Source organism: Candidatus Pseudomonas adelgestsugas (genome assembly GCF_004124255.1).
Classification (GTDB): domain Bacteria; phylum Pseudomonadota; class Gammaproteobacteria; order Pseudomonadales; family Pseudomonadaceae; genus Aquipseudomonas; species Aquipseudomonas adelgestsugas.
This window is the reverse complement of the sequence record NZ_CP026512.1, coordinates 1,273,903-1,298,102: the sequence shown is the minus strand read 5'-3', so window position 1 is coordinate 1,298,102 and position 24,200 is coordinate 1,273,903. Positions and strand designations below refer to the sequence as shown.

The 24,200-nt window shown below is 39.4% G+C and carries 5 protein-coding genes and 1 pseudogene; 2 read left to right on the top strand and 4 right to left on the bottom strand.

Annotation, left to right across the window (positions count from 1 at the left end):
* Positions 1-2,917 precede the first annotated feature (2,917 nt).
* Positions 2,918-4,393 carry an inorganic phosphate transporter gene (locus C3B55_RS03280; protein WP_129211434.1) on the bottom strand — a complete coding sequence of 492 codons (1,476 nt, stop codon included), beginning with the start codon at positions 4,391-4,393 and terminating at the stop codon, positions 2,918-2,920.
* A gap of 3,604 nt (positions 4,394-7,997) precedes the next feature.
* On the opposite strand from C3B55_RS03280, the gene C3B55_RS03275 reads away from it, so the two are divergent.
* Entirely contained in the window at positions 7,998-9,290 is a 1,293-nt protein-coding gene (locus C3B55_RS03275) for an MFS family transporter (protein WP_129211915.1), read from the top strand.
* 2,072 nt (positions 9,291-11,362) lie between these two features.
* Here C3B55_RS03275 and C3B55_RS03270 read toward each other — a convergent pair.
* From C3B55_RS03270 to C3B55_RS03260, 3 genes and pseudogenes are all read right to left on the bottom strand, one after another.
* Positions 11,363-12,807, bottom strand: a pseudogene (locus C3B55_RS03270) (efflux transporter outer membrane subunit).
* Positions 12,804-15,959 (bottom strand): efflux RND transporter permease subunit, encoded by a 3,156-nt coding sequence (locus tag C3B55_RS03265; protein ID WP_129211430.1) that lies wholly within the window; start codon positions 15,957-15,959, stop codon positions 12,804-12,806. The pseudogene C3B55_RS03270 and the gene C3B55_RS03265 overlap by 4 nt, the downstream one beginning before the upstream one ends.
* A gap of 3 nt (positions 15,960-15,962) precedes the next feature.
* Positions 15,963-17,081, bottom strand: coding sequence for an efflux RND transporter periplasmic adaptor subunit (locus tag C3B55_RS03260; protein ID WP_129211428.1), 1,119 nt, complete (start codon positions 17,079-17,081; stop codon positions 15,963-15,965).
* A gap of 4,803 nt (positions 17,082-21,884) precedes the next feature.
* Between C3B55_RS03260 and C3B55_RS03255 the strand changes: the two genes are divergently transcribed.
* Positions 21,885-23,042 carry a phospholipase D-like domain-containing protein gene (locus C3B55_RS03255; protein WP_129211426.1) on the top strand — a complete coding sequence of 386 codons (1,158 nt, stop codon included), beginning with the start codon at positions 21,885-21,887 and terminating at the stop codon, positions 23,040-23,042.
* Positions 23,043-24,200 lie beyond the last annotated feature (1,158 nt).

The following is a 24,200-nucleotide window of genomic DNA, read 5'->3' as shown; positions in this document are numbered from 1 at the left end:
GGTAGTCTACATTATATAGTGCTGGCACTATCGACATAGTGTTATGGGTATACTAATTGCTCAATATACTAGTTATTAGATTAGGTTATTAAGTTAAGACTACTACTGCTTATTTATTTTTCTATAAAAAAACGTGATTAGTGGCAGTTAAATTATTACACCATGTTATTATGTTATTTAATATGAAGCCCATATTCTAAACTAGTTTATAGTTGTTAACTCTTATGATTATGCACTAACAGCCTTGATTGCTAGATGATGTGGTCAGGCGCGCTACGCGATAGAGTTATGTCTGGTTGATCGAGCTTTTATATAGGGGTTCGGTAACTACGCACAACTTTGCTGCTTAGGTGGGTATAAGCGTATCTGATTGACCAGCTACAGGTTCGGTTGCCTATTATAAAATAGGCTTGGCGCCAGTGTTAATGTGAGTTAACAATCTAATTGTGTTTATAGCTATAAATATAGCTAGTACGCGAGTTTTTTCATGTTGGTTTTTCTAAATGTATATGGATTAGATAGACTTACGCATAAAATCTTTTTGTAATTCTTCAGTCTACCTGTATTATTGTTTTTAGCAATGGATACAGCCTTATATTGTTATGGATAACATCTACTTATGTATAGTAAATATGAAGCTTCATTAATTTTAAGACTAATTACAGTCAACTATGATTAGTCTGCCTTAGATTATATATGCGTGGCAATATGTATCAGGTATATTTTAGCGTTAACAACAATAAAAAGGATCTGCATAAACTTGATCTAAGCAGTAATATTTGGAGCATTATATCTGCTGTTTCTTATTAACCTGCTTCATTGCTTTAATTACAATGTGTGCTCAATTATGATTGAGTTACTCTGCATGGAATATTACCCGAGCGACTTTTAGTTCAGCATCATCAGTACTGCTTTTACCCATAATCTATAATTATCGTTAATTTAATATCGATGATGGTAGTATATTCAACATTAGCTTGCGCATTAAGTCAATAAGCTTTAGCTAATTACATTAAAGTACATTAAAGTACATTAAAGTACATTAAAGGCAATAAACGGTACAGAATGCGTATGTAAATTTGACTGGGAGAGGTTACATGCGAACCATTTATCAAATTATTAAAGTTATATATTTTCTGCGTACTGTCGCGTAATAGCTGTAAGTATTTTATAGCGTAAGCCTGCGACTATGTCTATTGTTAATGTTAGCCGCTTTAGCGCAATGGTTAAGGTGGATGACAGTTGGTACGTACCATGTTATTTTCTTGCCACAACATGGAATTTACATCTCGCGGTGTTCATGCGCTGCATTAAGTGGTGCACATGTAGCGCAGAGGAAATCTGCACAATCTTCTCTTATCTGGTCTATCGCTATGGTTATCACGATATAGTATTAAATTTTTTAGTTGTATTTATGTCAAGAGCAACACTTAAACTACTCAACTTATGCGTATTATTTATTTTAAATGTAAACTTAGCATAGAGATACTTAATAATGCAGTTGCATTATGCGACAGTTGCCTACTAGTGTGATCGTTGATCATGATTGGTCTAAAGGGTGTAATATTAAGATTTTGTGATTATTTACAGGATCCCCTAGTGCGCAACTATATAGCTGTGTCAGTCGAGTATTTTTGCCAGATTAAGATTACACATGCTACCAATGCTATTCGTTAGCGTTTGGTTGGTCATGTAATAAATGAACCTGGTGTGTTAGAGGTTGTACAGCAAAAACTGGTATTCTAAACACAACATATCGTATTGGGTTAGATTATACGCTAGAGGAAAAATCAATCGTACATACTTAGTGTCCGTGCTGCATCTCCTTTTGCTATTTTGCTTGCGAGCAGCTGTCACGTGTCCTAATTCGCATATGTTGTTTATAGTTCACTTGAATACGCTACTGACAATTACACTTGAGCGTTATAATGCTCAATAGTTTCGCTGACTATACTTTATAGAGTAAAGCAACTATTCACTAATTTTCCTATAATAATAAGGTTAGCGAGTTAAATATTTTACCGGGGCTGTCAATCCTATAGTGTTGCTTGAGTGGGGAGTGAAGATTAGTCATCATTAATAATGATGCTCTTTGGTGCGTAAAACTAATCGCTTATACTGAGTATATCGAGCATACTGAAGGTAATTAATAGTATACATAGATTGGTAATACTCAAAACCAGGAATAAGTTGGCACTATGCGGTGCCGTACATTTTTACATTGAGGATAACATTTAGCTAATTAATATGCAATTGAAGCAAGCGCCTAAATAGTCAGGTGTACGTATTCGATTGTTATGTTTAAGCACAACAAGCAAAGACATGGCTAGTTGTGTAAGGATATTAATTTTAATATTAACCATAAAGCTAGAGCCTACTATCATAGGCATGATACCACGATGCAAATTATACTATGCGTTATTAAAAATAAATTTATTGATCTGAGTACTAAAATGCACCAGGGATATGCCTGATCAGCCTTCATATAAGGCTAGTCAGACATTTTATAAGGTACTACCTTGTAGGTAAGCTAAATAAACAGTTGAATAATAAACTAAAAAACGTTAAATTAACCTGCATTTATTGAGATGTTTTTATTGTGATCTTTCCTTGCGTTTTATTATAGGTAATAATGATCTCTGTGAATTATTTAATCTGCTTGTTTGTATTAGTAGATTAGTTTTATTGCATTAAGACAGAAGCTAAAAAAATCAGTCATGTCTTTTTTAGTACGTGGCATGCTATCTATGTGTTGATTATTAGTCTTGTGGTATTTTGTGGGGTTTATGGTTTATATCTGTAATAACGTCGGTAAGCTTGAGAGTTGTAAGTTATTCTGGTTTGTATAGAATATTAAGATATTCTGGCGAATTCAGTTGCCATCAGGATTGCGCATTCTGTTTTAGACAATAGCCAGTCAGTTGCTTAACGCCTTGGAAGCTAACCAGAATAATCCAGCTGACAAGCCAGCAGTCATTGGCAAAGTTAGTACCCAAGCCATGAGAATGGTCCTCACCGTATTACCTTGCAGTCCACTCTTATTTGCGACCATAGTCCCAGCAACACCTGACGATAATACGTGCGTAGTTGAGACTGGTAAACTAAAAATATTGGCAAGGCCAATCATGCTTGCCGTGGTAATCTGTGCCGACATGCCTTGAGCATAGGTCAAGCCTTGCCTGCCAATCTTCTCACCAATAGTCAAGACAACACGTCTCCAGCCTACCATAGTGCCTAGACCTATGGCTAGTGCTACTGTCAAAATTATCCAGAAAGGCGCATATTCTGTAGTTGCGGTTAAGTCTTTGCGTAACTTATCTAGGTCTGATTTTTCGCTCGTATCTAGTATAGGTAATTTACTAACTTTTTTGGCGGTATCATCTAAACATAGCAGGTAGCGGCGTACCTCAATACGATTATCAGAGTTTAATGTATGGTAGTCAGAGACGCCTTGCAAAGTTTCTATTAATGCTTTTATGGTCATCTTGGTTGGTTGTTGATTGCATTGAAGCTTACCTGGTAAATCGTCTCTTATACTGCTGCTGGGCGCTAAAAAATCTTCCAAAGTAGCGTTGTTGCGCTGATAGAACTGACTTAAATGTATAGTAGCGTCACGAGTACGTTCGATCTGATAAGTAGTGCTGCCTAGGTTAAGCACAAATTGCGTAGGCACAATACCGATCAACACCAGCATAATTAACCCAATGCCTTTCTGGCCATCGTTAGAACCGTGTACAAAACTTACAGCTATGGCAGAAATAACTAAGACTAAACGGTTCCAGAACTGCGGGTGCTTCTTGTCGTCGAATTTGCGGCGCTGATCTGGAGTCTTGTGCATTTTTGATAGTGGGCGCCACCATTGCAGACCAACTAGCACTATGGTAGCGACCAGAAAGCCAGCTAATGGAGATAGCACTAGTGAGGCACCGATATCAATTGCTTTTTGCCAGTTTATACTGTCAGCTAGGGGTATATCGTTAATCATAGCATTGGTTAGACCAACACCGAGGATCGAACCAATCAATGTATGGGAGCTAGAAGCAGGTATGCCGAAGTACCAAGTTCCTAGATTCCAGGTGATCGCCGCTGCCAATAAAGAGAATACCATTGCTAACCCATGGCTAGTGTTCACATTAATCAGCAAATCTACCGGCAGCAAGTGTACAATAGCGTAGGCTACGCCAACACCACCAAGCAATACGCCAAGGAAGTTGAAAACTCCAGAGAAAAATACGGCTAGATGCGGCGGCATGGCTTTAGTATATATAACTGTAGCCACCGCGTTAGCGGTATCATGAAAACCATTGATAAACTCAAAGGCAAGTACAAAGGCCAAAGCAAGCAATAGACCTACTAAAATCCAGGCATCCAGTCCGCTAAATAAATCGATCATGAAGATTTTCTGACTCAGTCGTAAGAGGCGTGATGATATAGCAGACTATTTTAATAACACTATCACCATGAAGTTAAAAAGCGTCAGTGTTATATAAAAGTTTTTATATAAAGGCATTGTCCTTTATAAAAAGGCTGCCATAAATGTGTGCTCTTCTAAATGTCAGGCTAAATACTCAAACTTTTTGAAAGTATCAAGATAGACTTAAGGCTTGATTAGCTACATGATTAGCTGCACGAGCGAAATAAATTACGATAACTATATGATCCCAATGGTATTGTGTGTTGCTTTATATACCCAGATTTGTGTGACTTGTAATAGCGACTAGCCATCTTTGCTGCTTAAAGCAATAGCAGGTACTTTTAAGATTAACGATAAATTGCGTTATTTCCCTGTTTTTATTAGTAGCGCTGCCTATCTTAGTTTCATTGATTCAGTGTATCTAAATGTTTATTGATAATCTTGATTTTATTAATTCACTGGCTTGTAGCTTATCTTGGGTATGAATGTTTCATGAGTATAAACGCGAACTATGCATAGCCCAAATGAGTTATTGAGCTGAAATACCTCTAACCTCCGTAAGTTTGTTGCTTATATACTTTTATAAAACGTAATTATATTACTACCGATTGACGCACCTTGTCATTGTAGCCCAGGATTTTACCCTTAAGTTACACCTATTTATCGCTCATATCGTTTGCTGTATAGGATTTAGCCGTTTATGAGCGAGCAAACGCATACAGCCATGTCACAGAGCTACCCTGGAACAGTGACGTTCTTATATTGTATAGTCAACTTGACTATCATACCCATAGCCAGATCTTAGTGAACCTATAAGTAAGCACTAGTATTTACTAGTGTGTTACAATTTTATGAGGCATATTTTATTTGTAACATTGGATGTTACCGTACTGTCATAGTACCTTGACTATGCAGACTTATAAACCAAGGTTAAATGCAGCCTAATCATACTAGAAGCCTTATTTGAGTATCTGTAAGTAAATACGTCAGTATGGTAATACATCGTTAATCAGAATCTTGGAACTAAAAAAATAGTTGCTTGTGTTCCATCACCTGATGACATACAAGACCTCAGGCTATAACTCAATGTTAGCGCTAATGCTAATGGAGGATTACCTGTAGTAATTTGTAGTAATGTTTGCTGTCAAATACATTTAGCGCCAGCAGTGACTCAAGTCTGTAGTTGTTTGTCGACGGTGTTCGATAACAATATAAATCTAAGCTTAATCAATTTAATGTATTTTCTCTAGCGCATTAATGAATGCACAAAAGTGTTATTAGTGGCGCTCAATCAAAAAAATAACTATATCAGATAGTTTGTTCGCTATTGGTACAAAAAAATAACAATAATAAATTAGTCATCTTTCGGTATGCGCTTAGATTTATAATCTTTTATCAATGTCTAGCCACTACCAAACCGTCCAATGGTGTGTCGTCATTTTGTTGTTTTGTTAATATCTTCCGTTGTTGATCTCGATATTACTAGTATGTAATTTTTTGCTTCAGTGTCATTTATGTGGCATTGACCATAATAACGGTAGGTTAGTGATGAGCTCTATACTAATCTGTATAATGCTTGATACACTTAAATCCAGTCTATAGTTTAATTGTTTTGGTCGTACAGTATTGCTGGTGAGTGTAGTACGAATATTTGACGTTTTAGACTACTGATGATTAATGGTATTCTGCTGGGATGACTTCGTCATGGTATCGTTGTGTGTTTTGCTATAGGAATTAGAGCGTTATCTTAGTAATGCACAATAGTGGTATTGATATGGCGTACAAGTTTTTGTCACCAATTGAGCTGTTGATTGATACCCAGGTGAGTATCGGTAGTGTGACTAGAGTAAAACAAATCATCAAGGCCAACCCTAACTCCGTATCTTATTTAGTACCTGTGGCATCAGTACTGTGCTGCTGTGCTCGCTTGCTGTGTGACACTAGTGGTTGTTACCTACTAAATAACAGCTTATTAATCATGTTGCATGATAGGCGTTAGTATTGAATAAGTCATGTTTATCGGTGTTTTGTTATGGCTCTATAATTTGTTATTTGCAGTATTGCATGGCGATATTAGTTAAGATCTGTAGAAGGTTAAGTCACTGATAAAAATCATAACCTGCTTATTCATTATTCAAGTACTGGTGGAAATGGTATCTGTGTGCATTGATATTAACTGTAATCTAACGTACAGAGGCTAACCTTATAAAGCAACGTGTTGTTTTGTATCGCTTTATAGAAATACAAAAAAATTTGCCTTGGTAGCCATGCACCGCGAAAAGCTTGATGAGCGATATATTTATCAATAATGCTATTGACTGGTTAATTATTTGATTGGACTGCAACATAACATATGTTGCGTGATAGCTAATTTAGCATCTTTGTTGATTAAGATAATCGTAACGTTGTATGAATGGTGTTGTTCCCGGTAGGCCTGTTAGGTGCTATGCTAAAGAAATTGTGTCGGTACTTGTCATTCAAAAAAACGGTAAAAATTTGGTAGAATATGGTGTCTCGTATATAGTAAATTTCATCCTGAAATTTTCAGCTAAACTTGAACATGCTTATGCCCAGACAAAACATTATTGCTGATACATAATTCTAGGGACGTCAATGATTGGGCGGTAACGTTGATTTCAGTGTACTCTGAAGCCGTAAAAGCACTAGCTAACTTTGTTAAAGTAGTGTCAAATTTTTTTAGTAGGTCCTGGTGTGGTGTTATACTGCGCACGATGGTCGTCGACCCAGTACTGGTATGTGCAAATTAGTAAAATTTCTAGTGTTAGCGATTACTGATTTTACTGTGATTAGATTCAACTAAGCTTTGGTCTGCACTTGGCTGCCAGTTAGGCATAAGCGGTGTGCGACTGGTACTTACTGTGATGTATCAGATTAAGTGCTGACTATCTTACTAAAGCCTGGCTATAGCAATTGAATGCATTTAAATTAAGAAAAACTGCACTATGAGTGACAAGTCTAGTTACAGATATCAACCCACAGTAGCCTGCGTTCTTCGCTCTTGATGTTAATGTTTATGCTGTATTTTTTATCGGAAATTAGTGACTAGAACCTCATATGCGATAATCATATTCTAGTAGATACGGAATAGTGTTTTCGTTTTAGGTTTATCAAACCTGATTATGCGTCTGGCTCAATAGCATAATCAGGCGCCTGATTTGATATATTTTGTTGTGTGTTATAGGTTTAGTAAAACACTTGATCCTGGGGATCTTTTTTACAGTGATACACTGAATAGTGGTTATTCTTTGCCGGTAGGGTACCGTAGTACTTTGATCGTCAAGCTGGACGCGGTGGGTGTGCATTAGTGGAATTTGATTTCCCAGGATACATAGACAAGGATATAGCGTTCTTTGACTATTGCTTTGCTAATGTAACCCCTTATCGCAAGCAAGCCAGCTTTCTCTGTTGAAGAAATAAAGATTAAATAACTAAGTTCATATAGGAAACTGGCTTGCTTGCGATAAGGGGTTACATTAGCAAACTTCTATCTAAAAGTCTGCTTGCGGAATATGGTTATTGCAAAGTATGTTTAAGCTGTGATCGTTCCAACTGAGTGAAAAATATGATAACAACTGGTTACTACACCGGAAAAGAACGCAGTAAACGAATTTTTGCGATTATTGGAGCATCCTCTGGTAATCTTGTCGAATGGTTCGATTTCTATGTTTACGCCTTCTGTGCTATGTACTTTGCGCCGGCATTTTTTCCGTCGGATAACCCTACTGTACAATTGGTTAACACCGCTGGTATATTTGCTGCTGGTTTTTTAATGAGACCTATTGGTGGTTGGTTGTTTGGGCGAGTAGCTGACAAGCGCGGTCGTAAGACATCGATGATGATCTCGGTGCTAATGATGTGTGCCGGCTCTTTAATTATTGCTGTTTTACCAACTTACAGCGATATTAGCGTTTGGGCTCCAATCTTACTATTAATAGCTCGTCTTTTTCAGGGCTTATCGATAGGCGGTGAATACGGTACTACTGCAACGTACATGAGCGAAGTGGCCCTCAAGGGCCAGCGTGGATTTTTTGCCTCGTTCCAATATGTAACCCTAATTGGCGGTCAATTACTAGCTGTGCTAGTAGTAGTAATCCTACAACAAGTTCTAAGTGAAGATGAATTACGGACCTGGGGCTGGCGGATTCCATTTTTAATTGGTGCTATTGCAGCAGTGATTTCGTTACTACTGCGTCGCACATTGAAGGAAACCATTAGCAAGGAAGTACGCAAAGACAAAGATGCCGGTAGTATCGCTGCGCTTTTTCGTAATCATAAAGCAGCTTTTATTACCGTCCTGGGATATACCGCAGGTGGATCGCTTATTTTTTATACGTTCACTACTTATATGCAAAAGTATCTAGTAAACACTGCTGGTATGCACGCTAAGACGTCAAGCTATATCATGACTTGCGCACTTTTTCTTTACATGTGTATGCAGCCGGTTTTTGGCATGCTAGCAGACAAAATCGGCCGACGTAATTCGATGCTTTGGTTTGCCAGTCTTGGCACTCTGCTTACAGCTCCTATCCTGCTTACCTTAAAAACTATGCATGACCCATTTTTGACTTTCCTACTAATCACTCTAGCGTTAGCAATTGTTAGCTTCTATACCTCGATCAGCGGCTTGGTTAAAGCTGAAATGTTCCCACCACACGTTCGGGCTTTAGGTGTTGGTTTAGCTTATGCAATAGCGAATGCAGTATTTGGTGGCTCTGCAGAGGTAGTTGCGTTAAGCCTAAAATCTATCGGTATGGAAAACACTTTTTACTGGTACGTCACGGCAATGATGGCAGTAGCTTTTTTGTTCAGTCTACGCTTACCTAAAGAATCTGCATACCTACATCATGATCTATAGAGAATAGATAGATTCTAATACTGTGCATAAGTAGTCAAATATTTAACGTTGGTTGTATTGCTAACACCATTCCAAGGTGCTAATCGCCTTGTATGCTAATTGTTATTCGGATTAACGCTTAGTCTAGTGGCACCTGATTTAAACACGTGAAACAAATTATTTTATGTGATAAAACCGCTAGTTAGACTTGGTTATTGTAGTAACGTATATTCTTTAGTTGCTTTGTCTAGAGGAAGTAACGACTAAAGTTGTAACGATGTTTTGTGTATGTTTTAAGTGCATGTGCGTAGGTCTGGCGCTTGTAGTATGCAGAGTTGTTGTTGCTATAGATTTGTCGTCTTACTAGTTAGTGTTTTAAAGTAAACTGTTGGTTACATGAGGAAACATCCATACGTATCGAAATGGTTTCGTATGATATAGTGTCAGCGATGGTAGCGCTGATCAATGCATTCATTGCACAATAGTCTATTGCTGATTTTGCTGCAGCTAACTACGTATTTTATGAAATAAATTACCTATATGTTAATCGTTATTCTGCATCAAAGTTGCGTACCTAATGGTATTAGTACATGATGCGTATTGACGTTAACAATTATGTAATATACAGATAGATGCCGTATTAAAAGAGCGTGTTATAGAATTTTACTGGCCTACAGTAAGTTGGCTTTGTAGACAAATAAAATGTTATGCAAGCGGCCTACATGTATACCGTTCAGTAAATTTATTGACGCGTACGTTTGCTGCAGTCTGAATATCATGACAAAGTTTAATAGTAATTCCCACAAAGTAATTACTAGCAATCTCTTGTGATAGTATTTCATACTATCTATCATGTTTCTTTTACACATGCTTAACTATTAGCGCTGCGCTGACCGTGATTAACTAAATTGAATAGTTCAAGTACGTACTTATGCGCAGCCGCTAGCAATAGCGTAACCTTATTTTAAGATTAAAAGAAATACTGATGTGTAGCGTGCTTTACCACTGTATAGGTTAGGTGAAAGCATACCACTTTCTATCTAAGCTTATAGCTAAGAATATATTAAGTAAATTCAGTATTGAGTTTTGCTAGTTTAATTAAAATTGCAATACTTTCCTGTGCAGCTGGTAGTCCTACTAGATAGAGTTACTTTTGTTTGCTGGATAGTAGAAATTGTCACCTTGTAACCAAGATCCATATACATTATGGATGTGCTGTTTGATGCGCACCACCCTTCAACATTATACGTACTAATTCCATGTATTTTAGCATGGTTGAGTTAACCGTAGACCGGTTTTACGGTGGTTTTTATACCGCTAATGTTAAATGCTATTGCTATGGTAATATACTGTAGTATACAGGAATAATGATTAGCTTGACGCTAGACTACATTAGATTAATGTCAGATCAACGGTCAGCAAAAAATAACAGATCTGCGCTTTTGGACCTCCAAGGCGCTATGTTGTTCGTCGACATAATAGGTTTATCATAAATCAAGGCTTTTCTTAACATTGTCATAGCATTAGTTGTAGTTGTTTTAGTCATGGTTCAACCTTTGGTACTGTGAACCAGTATAAATGCAATGTTGTCAGTAACTTCTTGTGGGCTAGATACAAAAGATATTACTATATTAATAGGTTAGCATTAGTTTTAATTAGATCATGCTACTTAGCTTACTGTAGAGTAACTCAAATTTAGCACTCAAGGTCTAGTCACTTACTGGTTAGTTATGGATCAAGCTAGCATATGACTAACTATTAAATATTCTTTAGTGGAGCACACTCCATACATTGATCATGGTATATTTATCATGGAAAGTATATTTACTATCCTAAAATATTTAAATATTTATCTTTCTACTGTTGTCATGTGGCTATTGCGGTCTAAAAGTAATAGTTAAATACCTCTCTAGTATCTACGTTAGCCATTGAGCTTTTATGAGCAAAAAATCTAACATTTTTTTACATTAAAATCTAAGAAGGTAGAGATAACATTATTGGCGATAATTAAGGGCAAGCTAAATTTGCTCAAAAAAGGATACGTAAACTGCCTGCTCTTTATGTGCAGAAAACAGTTTTTTGCAAAGGTGCTATCAGAATAATTTTATCATAGGTGTTATTTTTTCAATAATTCATTTTTTGTAGTTTGTTCGTTCCACCCACCGCCTAAAGCTTTATATAGATTAACTTCACACTTAAGCTGTTCTAGGCGGGCAGTAATTAGTGATTGCTGGGCATTAAATAGTTGGCGTTTAGCATCCAGGAAAGTCATTTTACGGTCAATACCAGCATGGTAACGACGCTTAGCTAGGCGGTAGTAATCTTTATTAGCCGCGACTAAAGAGTACTGTGCATCTAGTTGCTGTTTATAGGTATTACGGGCAGCTAGGCCGTTAGAAACTTCCTGGAAACCGGTTTGTATTGCTTTCTCATAGTTGGCCACGTTAATTTCTTTTTGGATTTTTGAGTAGTCTAAGCTTGCACGTAAGCTACCAGCGCTGAAGATCGGAATATAGACTTGTGGAATAAATGACCAAGTACCTAAATTACCTTTGAATAAACTGCTAAGGCTTGGACTGGCGATACCGGCACTAGTAGTCAGACGGACGCTTGGAAAAAACGCTGCACGTGCTGTGCCGATATTAGCGTTGGCGGCTTTTAGGTTATATTCAGCCTGCATGATATCTGGACGACGTTGCAGTAGGTCAGATGGCAAACCTGCAGGTACTTCACTGAGCAAGTCAGTCAATAGCGGTTTACTGGCAATACTTGCTGGCAATTCTGTACTGAGAAGCATGGTTAGGCTGTTTTCGTCCTGTGCTACCTGGCGAGTGTAGTGTGCTAGTTGGATGCGTGTATTTTCCACAAATGTATGTGCCCTCGTCACGTCGAGTGCTGAGGCCATACCAACTTCATTGCTGCGTAATGTCAGCTTATAGCCCTGCTCAAGCGTGCTGAGGGTATCTATGGTCAGTTTAAGTAGTTCTTTGCCGGTCTGCCATGTCAGGTAGGCATTTGCTACGCTAGCTACTAGGCTAATATGTATACTGCGCCGTGCTTCTTCAGTAGCCAAGTACTTTTGCAGTGCTTCTTCGCTAAGGCTATGTACGCGGTTTAGTAAGTCTAGCTCATATGAGTCTATACTGAAGTTAGTCGAGTATTGGTGTATGATGCCTGTTTTGCTGGTTTGCAATAGCTTATCAGGTACACGCTGGTGGCTACCAGCGCTGGTAGTTAAAAAAGTCGGGAACAAGTTAGCACGTTTAATCTGGTATTGTGCTGCATAGGCGTCAATGTTCAGTGATGCAACATGCAAGTCACGGTTGTTAGCTAGTGCGGTCTGGATTAGCTGCTGTAGAGAGGGGTCACGGAAAAAATGCCTCCAACCCTGATCAGCGGCGGCCTGACCTAAAGAATATGCCTGGCCATGCGGATACTGCGTGGCCACTGGCATTTTAGGGCGCTGATAGTCAGGTGTCAATGAACATCCACTAAACAAGAATAATATAACAGCCAAGAAAAATAAAAACCTATTCATTGGCTAAATTCTTTAGTGGTTTTAGTATTAACTGTCTTTTTACGTTTGCCAGCAAACGTCACGAAGAACAATGGTACCCAGAATATTACTAAGACGGTAGCGGTAATCATACCGCCAATTACGCCGGTACCGATTGCATGTTGGCTACCTGAGCCAGGCCCCGAGGAAATTGCCAGTGGCAATACGCCGAGCATAAACACCATGGATGTCATAATAATTGGACGCAGACGCATACGAGATGCTTCGAGTACAGACTCGGCTATGCCTTTGCCATGCTCGTAAAGCTCTTTAGCAAACTCCACGATTAGGATAGCGTTTTTTGCTGCTAGTCCAATCGTTACCAATAAGCCAACCTGAAAGAACACGTCGTTTGATAAGTCGCGCAGGCTCGTAGCGATTAGTGTACCAATTATACCTAGCGGTACTACTAGAATCACTACAATCGGAATTGACCAGCTTTCGTACAGTGCGGCTAGGCATAGGAACACTATTACTAGTGACAAAGCGTACAGCGTAGGTGCTTGGGAGCTAGACATACGTTCTTCATACGAAAGCCCAGTCCATGAATAACCAATGCCGGACGGCAGGCCTTCGGCGATACGCTTGACTTCCGTAATCGCATTGCCGGTACTATAACCTGGTGCAGGCGTACCGAGGATTTCTATTGCCGCTAAACCATTATAACGTGATAGTTTTGTTGAACCGAAGATCCATTGGCATGACGAAATAGTTGATAGTGGTATCATCTTTCCAGAGGCGTTGCGTACGTACCATTTATTTAAATCTTCTGGGGACATCCTGCTGTCTGCATCACCTTGCACATACACCTTCTTTACACGACCACGATCGATAAAATCGTTGATGTAGATACCACCTAAAGCAATTGCTATGGTCTGTTGGATGTCTATTAGACTGACGCCGTAGACACTGGCTTTCTCATCGTCAACAGTTATTTCGTACTGCGGCGCATCATTCATACCATTGGAGCGCACGTTTGCGAGGATCTTGCTTTGTGCCGCTGCACCTAGGAACTGGTTTTGTGCAGCCATCAGTTTATCGTGGCCAACTCCACCCTGGTCTTGTAGAAATATATCAAAACCGTTAGAGTTACCTAACTCTAATACTGACGGTGGTACTACGACAAATACTAGAGCCTCCTTGATGGCAGTAAAAAAGTAATGCTGTGCACGCTTGGCTACTTTGAACGCAGACATGTTTGCATCACGTTCGCTCCACGGTTTGAGTTGCACGAACGCGAGGCCAGAGCTTTGGCCTCGGCCAGCAAAGTTGAAGCCATTTATAGTAAACACCGACTTGACGGCTTTGCCTTCGCCCGGCTTGTCTTCCTTGTCATTCAACAGGTAGGTGGTCATGTCATCGATAACTTTTTGCGTATATTCAGTCGAAGTATTATCCGGTGCCTGCACCTGAGCAAAGATCACGCCTTGGTCTTCTTCAGGTAAGAATGCGCTTGGAATACTGGTAAACATCCAGATTATGCAAGTTAAGATTAGTGCATACATTAGGAATGCTGGGATTTTATGCTTGATCATGTTATTGACACCGTGCTCGTAGCTTAGTAAGCCAAGATCAAAAGTACGGTTAAACCAGCCAAAGAAACCACATTTTAGTTGGCTATATTTTTTTGGATTGATCGGCTTAAGCATAGTGGCGCACAGGACTGGAGTGAAGATCATAGCAACTAGTACAGATAACGCCATTGCTGATACAATGGTGATGGAGAACTGCCGGTAAATCACACCCGTAGAGCCTCCAAAGAACGCCATTGGTAACATGATTGCCGATAAAATGAGGGTAATGCCTACTAAGGCGCCATAAATCTGGCCCATGGACTTAATCGTCGCTTCTTTTGGTGAAAGATGTTCTTCAGCCATTACTCGCTCAATATTTTCCACTACAACTATGGCGTCGTCTACTAGCAAGCCTATAGCGAGGATTATGCCGAACATGGTCAGGGTGTTAATGGTAAATCCGGTTGCAGCAAGGATGCCGAACGTACCAAGCAATACCACAGGTATTGTCATTGTAGCGATAATAGTAGCGCGAAAGTTTTGCAGGAATAGGAGCATCACCAGGAAGACCAACACAATCGTTTCGCCCAAGGTATAAATAACACTTGAGATTGATTCGGTCATGACCGGTGTGGTGTCATACGGTACTATTACTTTCATGCCGGGAGGGAAAAATGGCTCTATCGATGCTACGGTAGCGTAAATCGCTTTGGCGGTATCTAGGGCATTTGCACCGGTCGCTAGTTTGATTGCCATGCCAGAAGCTGGCTTACCATTAAACTGTGTGCTAATGTTGTAATTCTGGCTGCCCAGTTCAATACGTGCTATATCACCAAGGCAAACCTGCGAGCCATCAGAGTTTACTTGCATTAAAATCTTGGCGAATTCTTCAGCAGATTTTAGACGGGTTTTACCGGTGATTGTGGCATTTAGGTGTGTACCTGGTATGGCTGGCATGCCGCCTAATTGACCAGTAGCTACCTGAATATTTTGCGCCCGGATAGCAGCGCTAACATCTACTGGCGTGAGCTGGTAGATGTTTAGCTTTGCTGGATCTAACCAGATACGCATAGCATACTGCGAACCAAAAACCTGGAAATCACCAACACCAGCAGTACGTGAAACTTGATCTTGAATGTTAGAAACGATGTAGTTAGATAAATCGTCCTTAGTCATGCTACCGTCTTCTGATACTAAGCCAACTACCATTAAGAAGTTTTTTGCCGACTTAGTTACACGTATACCTTGTTGCTGCACTTCTTGTGGCAATAGTGGAGTTGCCAGGCTCAGCTTGTTATGCACTTGAACCTGAGCTATATCCGGGTTGGTGCCATGGTTAAACGTAGCGGTAATGGTCATGCTGCCGTCGGAATTACTATCCGAAGCTATATAACGCAGGTTATCGATACCGTTGAGTTGTTGCTCAATTACCTGTACCACGGTATCCTGTACAATTTGTGCAGATGCACCTGGGTAAATTACCTGGATGTCAATAGCAGTAGGCGCGATGGCTGGGTATTGATTAATAGGTAACTTAAGGATTGATAGTGCCCCGACTAGCATGATGCTTAGAGCTATGACCCAGGCAAAAATAGGGCGATCTATAAAAAAAATCGACATAGATTATTCCCCTTTACTAGCTGGTTTAGTGTTGTCAGCGTTTTTAACTTTGACTTCGATGCCAGGCTTGATGAATTGTAGACCTTCGGTGATCACGCGGTCACCAGCATCGAGGCCTTTTTCTACTAACCAATAGGCGCCATCGGTACTGTTAGCGATTAGCTGACGTTGTTCGACTTTATTGTCCTTGTTTACGATGAGTGCAGTTGGGGTGCCCTTAAAATTACGGGTTACACCTTGCTGAGGTACTAAAATAGCCTGGTTGTTTATGCCAGTTTGTAGTTGAGCATGCACGAACATACCAGGCAGCAGCGTGTGGTCAGGGTTCGGGAACGTGGCGCGTAAAGTTACGGAGCCGGTAGTTTGGTCAACCGATACTTCAGAGAACTCAAGCTGACCGTCTAGACCGTAGGCAATGCCGTCTTCTAGAGTTAGCTTGACTTTAGTATTGTTTTCACTAGCTTGTTTTAACTGGCCACTTTCTAAGTGATGGCGCAATTTTAGTATTTCAGCTGAAGATTGCATGACATCGACGTAGATCGGGTCTAGTTGTTGGATAATAGCCATGGCGTTAGCCTGGCCGTTGCTAACCAGCGCGCCTTCAGTAACTGAAGAGCGGCCAATACGCCCTGAAATCGGTGCCAATACTTTAGTGTAGCGCACGTTGATAAGTGCGACTTGCACATTAGCTTCAGAGATCATTTGGTTAGAAACTGCCGTATCGTATTCTTGGCGGCTAACCGCTTGCTCATTAACCAACTGTTTGTAGCGATTAGCAATTGCTCTAGTTTGCGCTAAGTTAGCCTGGGCGACTCTTAGAGAGGCATCATATATTGATGAAGTGATCTGGTAGAGTTGTTGTCCCTCTTTGACGTTGCTACCTTCTTGAAAAAAACGTTTGAGGATGATGCCAGTAACCTGAGGTCGTACTTCAGCTATTCGGTAGGCAGTGGTACGGCCTGGTAGATTAGACGTCAGGATAAAGGTTTGCGGTTGAATGGTGACCACGCCAACTTCAGAAGTTTGAGTTGGTAGAACCTCTTCTTCTTTTTTGCATCCGCTAAGCAGAGATGTGAAAGCGATGGTAGTGACCAGAGTGATAATAGCTAGTTTAAGTTGCATAAAATCCTCAGGTCAGGCGTACAAAATATACACAAGAAGTGTAAAAGGCAAAAGATGGGATAACAAACGAAATTATCTCGCTGTAGCGAGATAATTTCGTTTGTTACTATTTGCTAGCTCTTGAGCGGTAAAGCAGTTATCAAAACTTAGATTTTAATACTCTTATTATCGATAATAGCGTTGTCATGCAATCTACTGAGGAATAATTAAGCGCCTCTATGCCGCACTTCTTTAAGTTCGAATGCAAAGAAGCGTATGAGGTGCATAGTCAGACTCTGCAAGTTACTGATTAAGCTTACTACGCAGGTGCAGTATTGCGCAGACTGATGGCCTCTGGGTGGACCACCCTAGCGCAGAGCCTTGAATGGCATCATTAGTAGCACGTAAAATCTGTTGTAAACAATATAGTTAGACAGCTTGCGTAAACCTTTGAAGTCCTGTTTTATACGTGCGAGTATACCGATAAAACATATAACATGGCGTTATTAACGCTAAACCAATATTCCTAGAATAAAACCCATAAATTAACCTGATACTACGTAACGTGTTTCTATGGCGGCAACTTCTGAAAAACTCTGTACATAATTTTAGTATAGCATGCATATATTTTTATATGCGACGTGATTGGTTAGTGGTTTATTAGTACCTAATAGCCTCCAAAGACAGCAGGATGCTAAACTCTGGATTGATGCGTGGCTAGATATGCTACGCTTGATCCTTCCTAAGCTGCACAATGAAAATAGAATACGTACTTGCTTTTATTGCATCCACCATAAAGCGTAAAGATAATTAATCATTTTTATGTCGCAAGATTTGTATGGTACCTTTAATATGCAAACTAGCCAGCCGTTGATCCAACCGTTGATAAATAGCCAACTGAAGATGTAGTAACGGTATTCTGATAAAGTTACAAAGGTAAGTCCCCTGAGGCTGGATATATTCAACAAGTGTGACTTATGTAAAATGGTTGGCTTCTTACACAGGTATATCTGTAGTATGATTGATTCATAGAAGCAATAAATGTATCGCAAGCAAGCTAAGTTCCTATATTGACTATCTTAGTGTATACTGCGGAAGCAGTATAGGTTACTGACGTATATGGCTAGCCGGCTTTAATCATATTGACTTGTTGCTTAAGACTGCAAAAGTCTAGTCGTCGCCAGTTTCTTTCTTGTGAAACTGCATGAGCATAATAACTAGTTTATCTAATTCAATGTCTACTCAGGTAAACGTTTTGCTAGGTTATGATTTTCTATCTAGTATGATATAAGATCATACCGCCATAAGTGCAAGAAAGTTTCATCGTTATATGTCTTGGATTATCCTGTCCTGATTGATCTAGACAAGTGCCTAGTCGTTTAACCAGGTATCAGGATGTTCGAGTAATAGAACAGCTATGTATAAATTTATCGTACGCTCTTTAAACAGAGCGGATTAGTTAGTATGCTGATCACAGAGTGAGCTCTGTCACTATTTAGAATAGCAATCAGGCTTGTGACTAGCAGTAATCGCTATAGTTGCGGCGTCTAGAGCTGGCTAGCCTACAGTTTCCAGCCAGGCGTTTATTTACTTACTCGCTAGCGAGTAAGTTGACTAAATCAGACTGGTAAACATTAATGTTATGACCATCTATGTAGCGTTAGCAATTAATATAATCATGTCTACCTTTACATTTAGTAGTAGTCCTATGAAGACGAATTCAGTAAAGCAGATTTTAGCTCTAATGTTAATTATGAGTCGTATCAAGAAGGATTAGATGGTGTTTTTGTATATTCACAAAAGTGTTATTTGCTTTATTTTATCTTTCTGAACTCTGATCTATCACGCTATATTTGCAATATAGTTAGATAAATCGTAACGGTAGGCTAAGACAATTTGCAGCACTGATTGATATACTTAGCGCTGATGCCTTACTCGTGATTTTAACTTAACTCAGAGCACTGTTAGGATTTTGTATTCGGGTAAGCATATCTTATTGTATTAATATGTTCTATGGATTCTTATTTTATTGAAGTCGATATTCATGGTAGTAATTTGATATTGTAAGTAATTATATTCTTACTAAGATTTCAATCTACCTATAACGATATAATTTGGATATGACATCAGATTTATTGTAGCAATTTTAAAATTATTACAATACTGGATCAGTAGTGTTGACTCGATTTAGTTATAAGATACTGTATTATTCATGCGTCCTCTAAATAATTAATTGACTTCTCAATTATAGAAGTTGCCTATAAGGCAACTTTGTTAAAAGTCGCTTATGAGGCAAGTTTAGCTCGTAAATTTAGCTGGCAATTTAGTTGTATCACTAGCTAGATCTTTCTATTGATATCAATTTTGCCGGCACGTGAAGTCTTGCGGTATTAATCCTGGCAAGCAAGCGCTACGCTCGGTCTCATAGGTTGTTTCAATGTATTTTTTGATCACTGCTCGCCGTGAAAAGTAGTGTCCTATACCGACAATCAGTTTGAGCGCTTGATGTATATAGTATACCGTGTGTTGGTGGCTGAATTATATTTGTTTGGGCGATTAACAAAGATCGTATCTTTGATAGTGGTGAATAATTGGCTATATTAGTATTATTGGTTTACGATAACAGAGCAGTTTGCCTGGCAGCTTCAGGCATTTAACACAAATTAAAGATATTGCGCTGTGTCATGAATGGATTATATAATTCTATGCTGATTTGGTTGTTAGAGTTTCGCTTAATTTTGCCAATCACTTAGAATTATAAGAATTTGCAGAAGTTTGCTTTTATATTTTGATCGTATCTGCTTTGATTCATATCAACAGATTGAGATACTACTTAGACCTAAATAGCTTTTCTATATCGTTTGTTGTGTATCTATAGTCTAAACGTTGCGCGTTTACCTTAGTAAACGTAATTAGTTTGAGTACGCGGATTTTTTATATTACAATAATCATTGTCAAACAGACGTATTAGCTACGAGAGTAAATTATCATTTTTAATAAATGATGGTAGCACACTAAGCTTAGCTATCAAGCAAATAACTAATTAATATCTATTGCAGTGACACGTCTTCATCAATATACTTAATAAGTAAACGCTTGTAGGAATTGCGCATGTTGCACCATTCTATAATAGTGCCTCCCGGAAATATTAGTAACGTGTGATCTTGTTTAAGGTGCAAGTTAATTTGCCTGCATATCAATCAATTATCACTCTAACTACTACAACTAAGCGGGTTATCGGCTAGATACGTAATGCGGTTTTTTTGCTAGAAACAATATCAGTGCATAGCTACCTAACAGTTTAATATGCATTAAGTGTATACGCGGACAGCTCATTCAAAGGTTATCTTGAAGTAGCTAGTGTAGCTTTGGCGTAACACGTCGAGTGTAAGCAGGATAAATAAATTAGCTATTTAGTGGTTTGTATTTAAACACAACTGACTGCACATTTTAGTATTTAGACACATACATATAGGATATAAATGGTGGTGCTATCTTAGCGATGACATGAGATGTTTAAGTCCGGCGCTGTTTGCGGTTTTTTTGGCCTGGTACGCAGGTGTGGATTATATGAGTAACATTTATATAAATGCTGCTCTATTTATTTGCTTAGCGACTTATGTGCCTGGATTCTCGTATTACGTATTAAATAGCTTTAGCTGTTCTAGCTAAGTCTTTTAGCTAATTTATCCTAGAGGATCTAGAGCGTGTCGTCATTGCGGTAGGCCTAGTTAATTTTAGTGCGATCAATTATCGTGATCTTCGTTCTGCAAGTATAGGGATCAACTATGTAGGCGAAATTCCTTTTCGCTATAGAACAGCAAAGTGTGGTGTCAATCTAGTAATTGAGTAAACGGGTGATAGTTGCCAGTCGTTTACTATTCAGATCAGTAAGCCGATGTGGTTATCGTAGATATTATAGTTATCCATGTCCAAAACCACACTAAACAACTTTATATTGGTGTTATACTAATCGATATATCCAGCGACAGTAGAACTAGCATTCAATTTGTATATAGTTAATTTGAAAAGAAGTAGTATACTAAGTGTAATAATCATTGATTTAATAATTACTGTTCAGTAAATACTGTGGCGTATTTCTGCCCGAATTCAGTGGGCTAGCCATATAGTTATCAACTAATAACTACGCTCTCATAAGTAAGTTTACTCTTACATGAAATGTGCGCCATTTACAATACTATGCTTAATGTTTCGTCTAGATTTTTTGCTATACGAGTCTTTATGTTCAATAGTACACTTCTGCTCTTCACGTTGCAGACTTGTGCTGCCGTATATGCTGATGTCGATTAGTCTTTAGATACCGAATCCTCACACCGGTTGTTAGTCAACACTAAAATACCAGAATCGCTAAAGTCAATCACTTCCTCGTACCACACCGCTATGGTGACAGCAAAGATGCAGTTTAATTGGGGTTATGGGCCAGCTAGAATTAATAAACAGCAGTATCGCGCTTTATGATTGGCTAGCTCTATATCAAGATCTACCCCAAGGCATTATGGGATAACCTAACATTTATTGATCTATTGATTGCTTTACCCTATAGCGCATATAGCGCATAAATTGAATTATGCCTGGTAATAGCGATGATGCTGCATGGCAAAATTTAGGCCTACAGTACTGACTTACTCTTGTTCATTTAAATAACCAGTTCTTTCAGGTAGCAACCATAAACACTGGTGATATTATATGCTGAGGATTTTAGGCTGGTGCCAATTATGGCGGCATTACGCAAGGCGGTTAGGTTTTCGTCTATTAGTTTATCGGTGCCGATAGGTGCGGTGTTGATTTTTACGGTGCACTGACGTGAGCGGTGCAGTGTTCCTATGGCACAGCGCTAACCGTTTCGAGTTGCTGATCGACGGGCCTAGTTTTTTTCCGCAGATGCTGGTAGGTATTGCTAAAGCTAAACGCCAGATTGATCTGGAATTATATCTGGTAAAAGCAGGTGCTTGTGCAGATGCAATGGTGCAGGCTTTGGTACTTGCGGCCGAGCGAGGTGTGTGGGTGCGTTGTTTATTTGATGATTATGGTAGCCTTGCGTTCACCATAGGACTGCGTAAACGTTTGATTAATGCAGGTGTGGATTTACGCTTTTACAATCGTTTGAGCTGGCGATGTTGGATGCGTAACCTGTACCGCGATCACCGTAAGCTGTTATTGATTGACCAAAGTATTGCTGTAGTTGGTGGTACTGGCGTTACTGATGAGTTCTGGACTCCTGGACAAAACACTGCTGCTTGGCATGAAGTGATGGTGCAAATTAGTGGGCCGCTAGTGCTGGATTGGCAGGCGTTATTTGATCGTCAGTGGCACGCTAATGCGGCACGTCTAGAGTGGAAAGCTGTTACTCATTTTGTTTTGCCGCGATTACCTAAAGCGCCTATAACCGGGCCAGGTCTTGGTCGAGTTGTGTATGCTGACGCCCGTCAGCACCATAATATTTTACAGTCGCTGATCAGTGCTTTGAATGGCAGTCAGCAACGTATTTGGCTGGCGACTCCATACTTTCTGCCAACATGGAGTGTGCGGCGCGCCTTATATCGCGCAGCCTGGCGCGGTGTAGATGTGCGTTTATTGCTGACCGGTCCACATACGGATCATCCGTCAGTACGTTATGCTGGGCACCGTTATTACCCGCGGCTTCTGCGCGCAGGCGTGCAGATCTTTGAATACCAACCTTGCTTCCTGCACTTGAAAATGGTACTAGTGGACAATTGGGTTAGTATCGGTTCGTGTAATTTCGATCACTGGAATTTGCACTTTAACTTAGAAGCCAACTTGGAAGCATTAGACCCTAAATTGACGGCAGCGATGGCTAGTAGTTTCGAACGTGATTTCGCTAAAAGCCATGTGGTAAGTTTAAAAGCATGGAAGGCACGGCCATTGTGGTTACGAGTAAAGCAGCGGGTGTGGGGTTTGGTTGATCGTTTGGTGGTCAATTTGTTGGATCGGCGTGCATAGAGTTACTGCACTATTGCTAATGGACAAATAAGTTAGTTTGACCATACTAACGTCTATGATATCCAGATGTAGTTATTTACTCTAGTAAAGATTATTTACCAGGTATTCATTATGTGATCAAAAAAGTGAAGGCAAACAAGCATGACTCGCGATCATTAGTTAACAGTTGCTTATAGCAGAACGATAAGCTAATCATAACTGAAGGATTGGTCTTGAGCTTTTTATGCTTCCTTGCTGCGCTGTCTATCGTTGATAGACAGCGGTAGATCGTGCAATGTCTTAATTGTTTAATTAATTATGAAATTGCTTGTTCAGTTAACGTCCGCACTGCGGAGCTAGTGATTTGATGCTAAGAGTATACAGTATTAGACAAGTAGTTAATCTTACTGTAGTTAGTGGTAACTACAGTAGCATAGCTAGTACATTCTTGATTCAAAATTACTAATTGTCCACAACACAGATGGTGTAAATTTCAGACTTACTTAATTGCGTAATAACACTTGCGTGATTCTCTGAGATGGTAAGTAGATGCAAGCATAAGTCACTAGCAATCTTAAGATTATCTTGCTGCACTTACCGTTCAATGCGATTTATCTGTTTAGGCTCAGAGTGATTAGGCAGTTATGCGGCATGCATCTAGAGCATGCCGCTATATCAATTTTTGCTGCCCTGCTTAGGTAGCTGCTTTAGTTTTTTGTATGAGGGAAATAAGCTTAGTAGCGATCGCCTATACCTCTAGTCAAGCAATGTTGACGTCAGTACGCAATAACGCACCGTCGAGTATGTGCATTTTAGTTGGCAGGCAGCTAGTCATATGTTCACGTACAATGTACAGGGCCTGGTAATTAATCAGCTCAAGACAGCCATGACTGCTTGTCGCATTGATGGGTTTTTTTAAAAATTATCTTAAATAATGACAAAAAATTTATGTTTAGATATATTTTCTATAACTATTGCGTTTTTAGTGGCATACAATTATTTATTATATAATTATTTAGTTTTGCGTATTAGGTGTTTTGTAATAATGTGGTATTTCTTGCGCAGTTTTTACCTCTTTACTATCCGTGCCATTAATACTCAGCGCGGTATTTAATGTGTTATTAGGTGGACATAGCAACTCCGTCGAGGTTTATATGTCGTATGTCATTGTTGTGGTTT

Coding starts and splice junctions, on each gene's coding strand:
- C3B55_RS03280 (WP_129211434.1), bottom strand. CDS start 4,393: ATGATCGATTTATTTAGCGGACTGGATGCCTGGATTTTAGTAGGTCTA.
- C3B55_RS03265 (WP_129211430.1), bottom strand. CDS start 15,959: ATGTCGATTTTTTTTATAGATCGCCCTATTTTTGCCTGGGTCATAGCT.
- C3B55_RS03275 (WP_129211915.1), top strand. CDS start 7,998: ATGATAACAACTGGTTACTACACCGGAAAAGAACGCAGTAAACGAATT.
- C3B55_RS03260 (WP_129211428.1), bottom strand. CDS start 17,081: ATGCAACTTAAACTAGCTATTATCACTCTGGTCACTACCATCGCTTTC.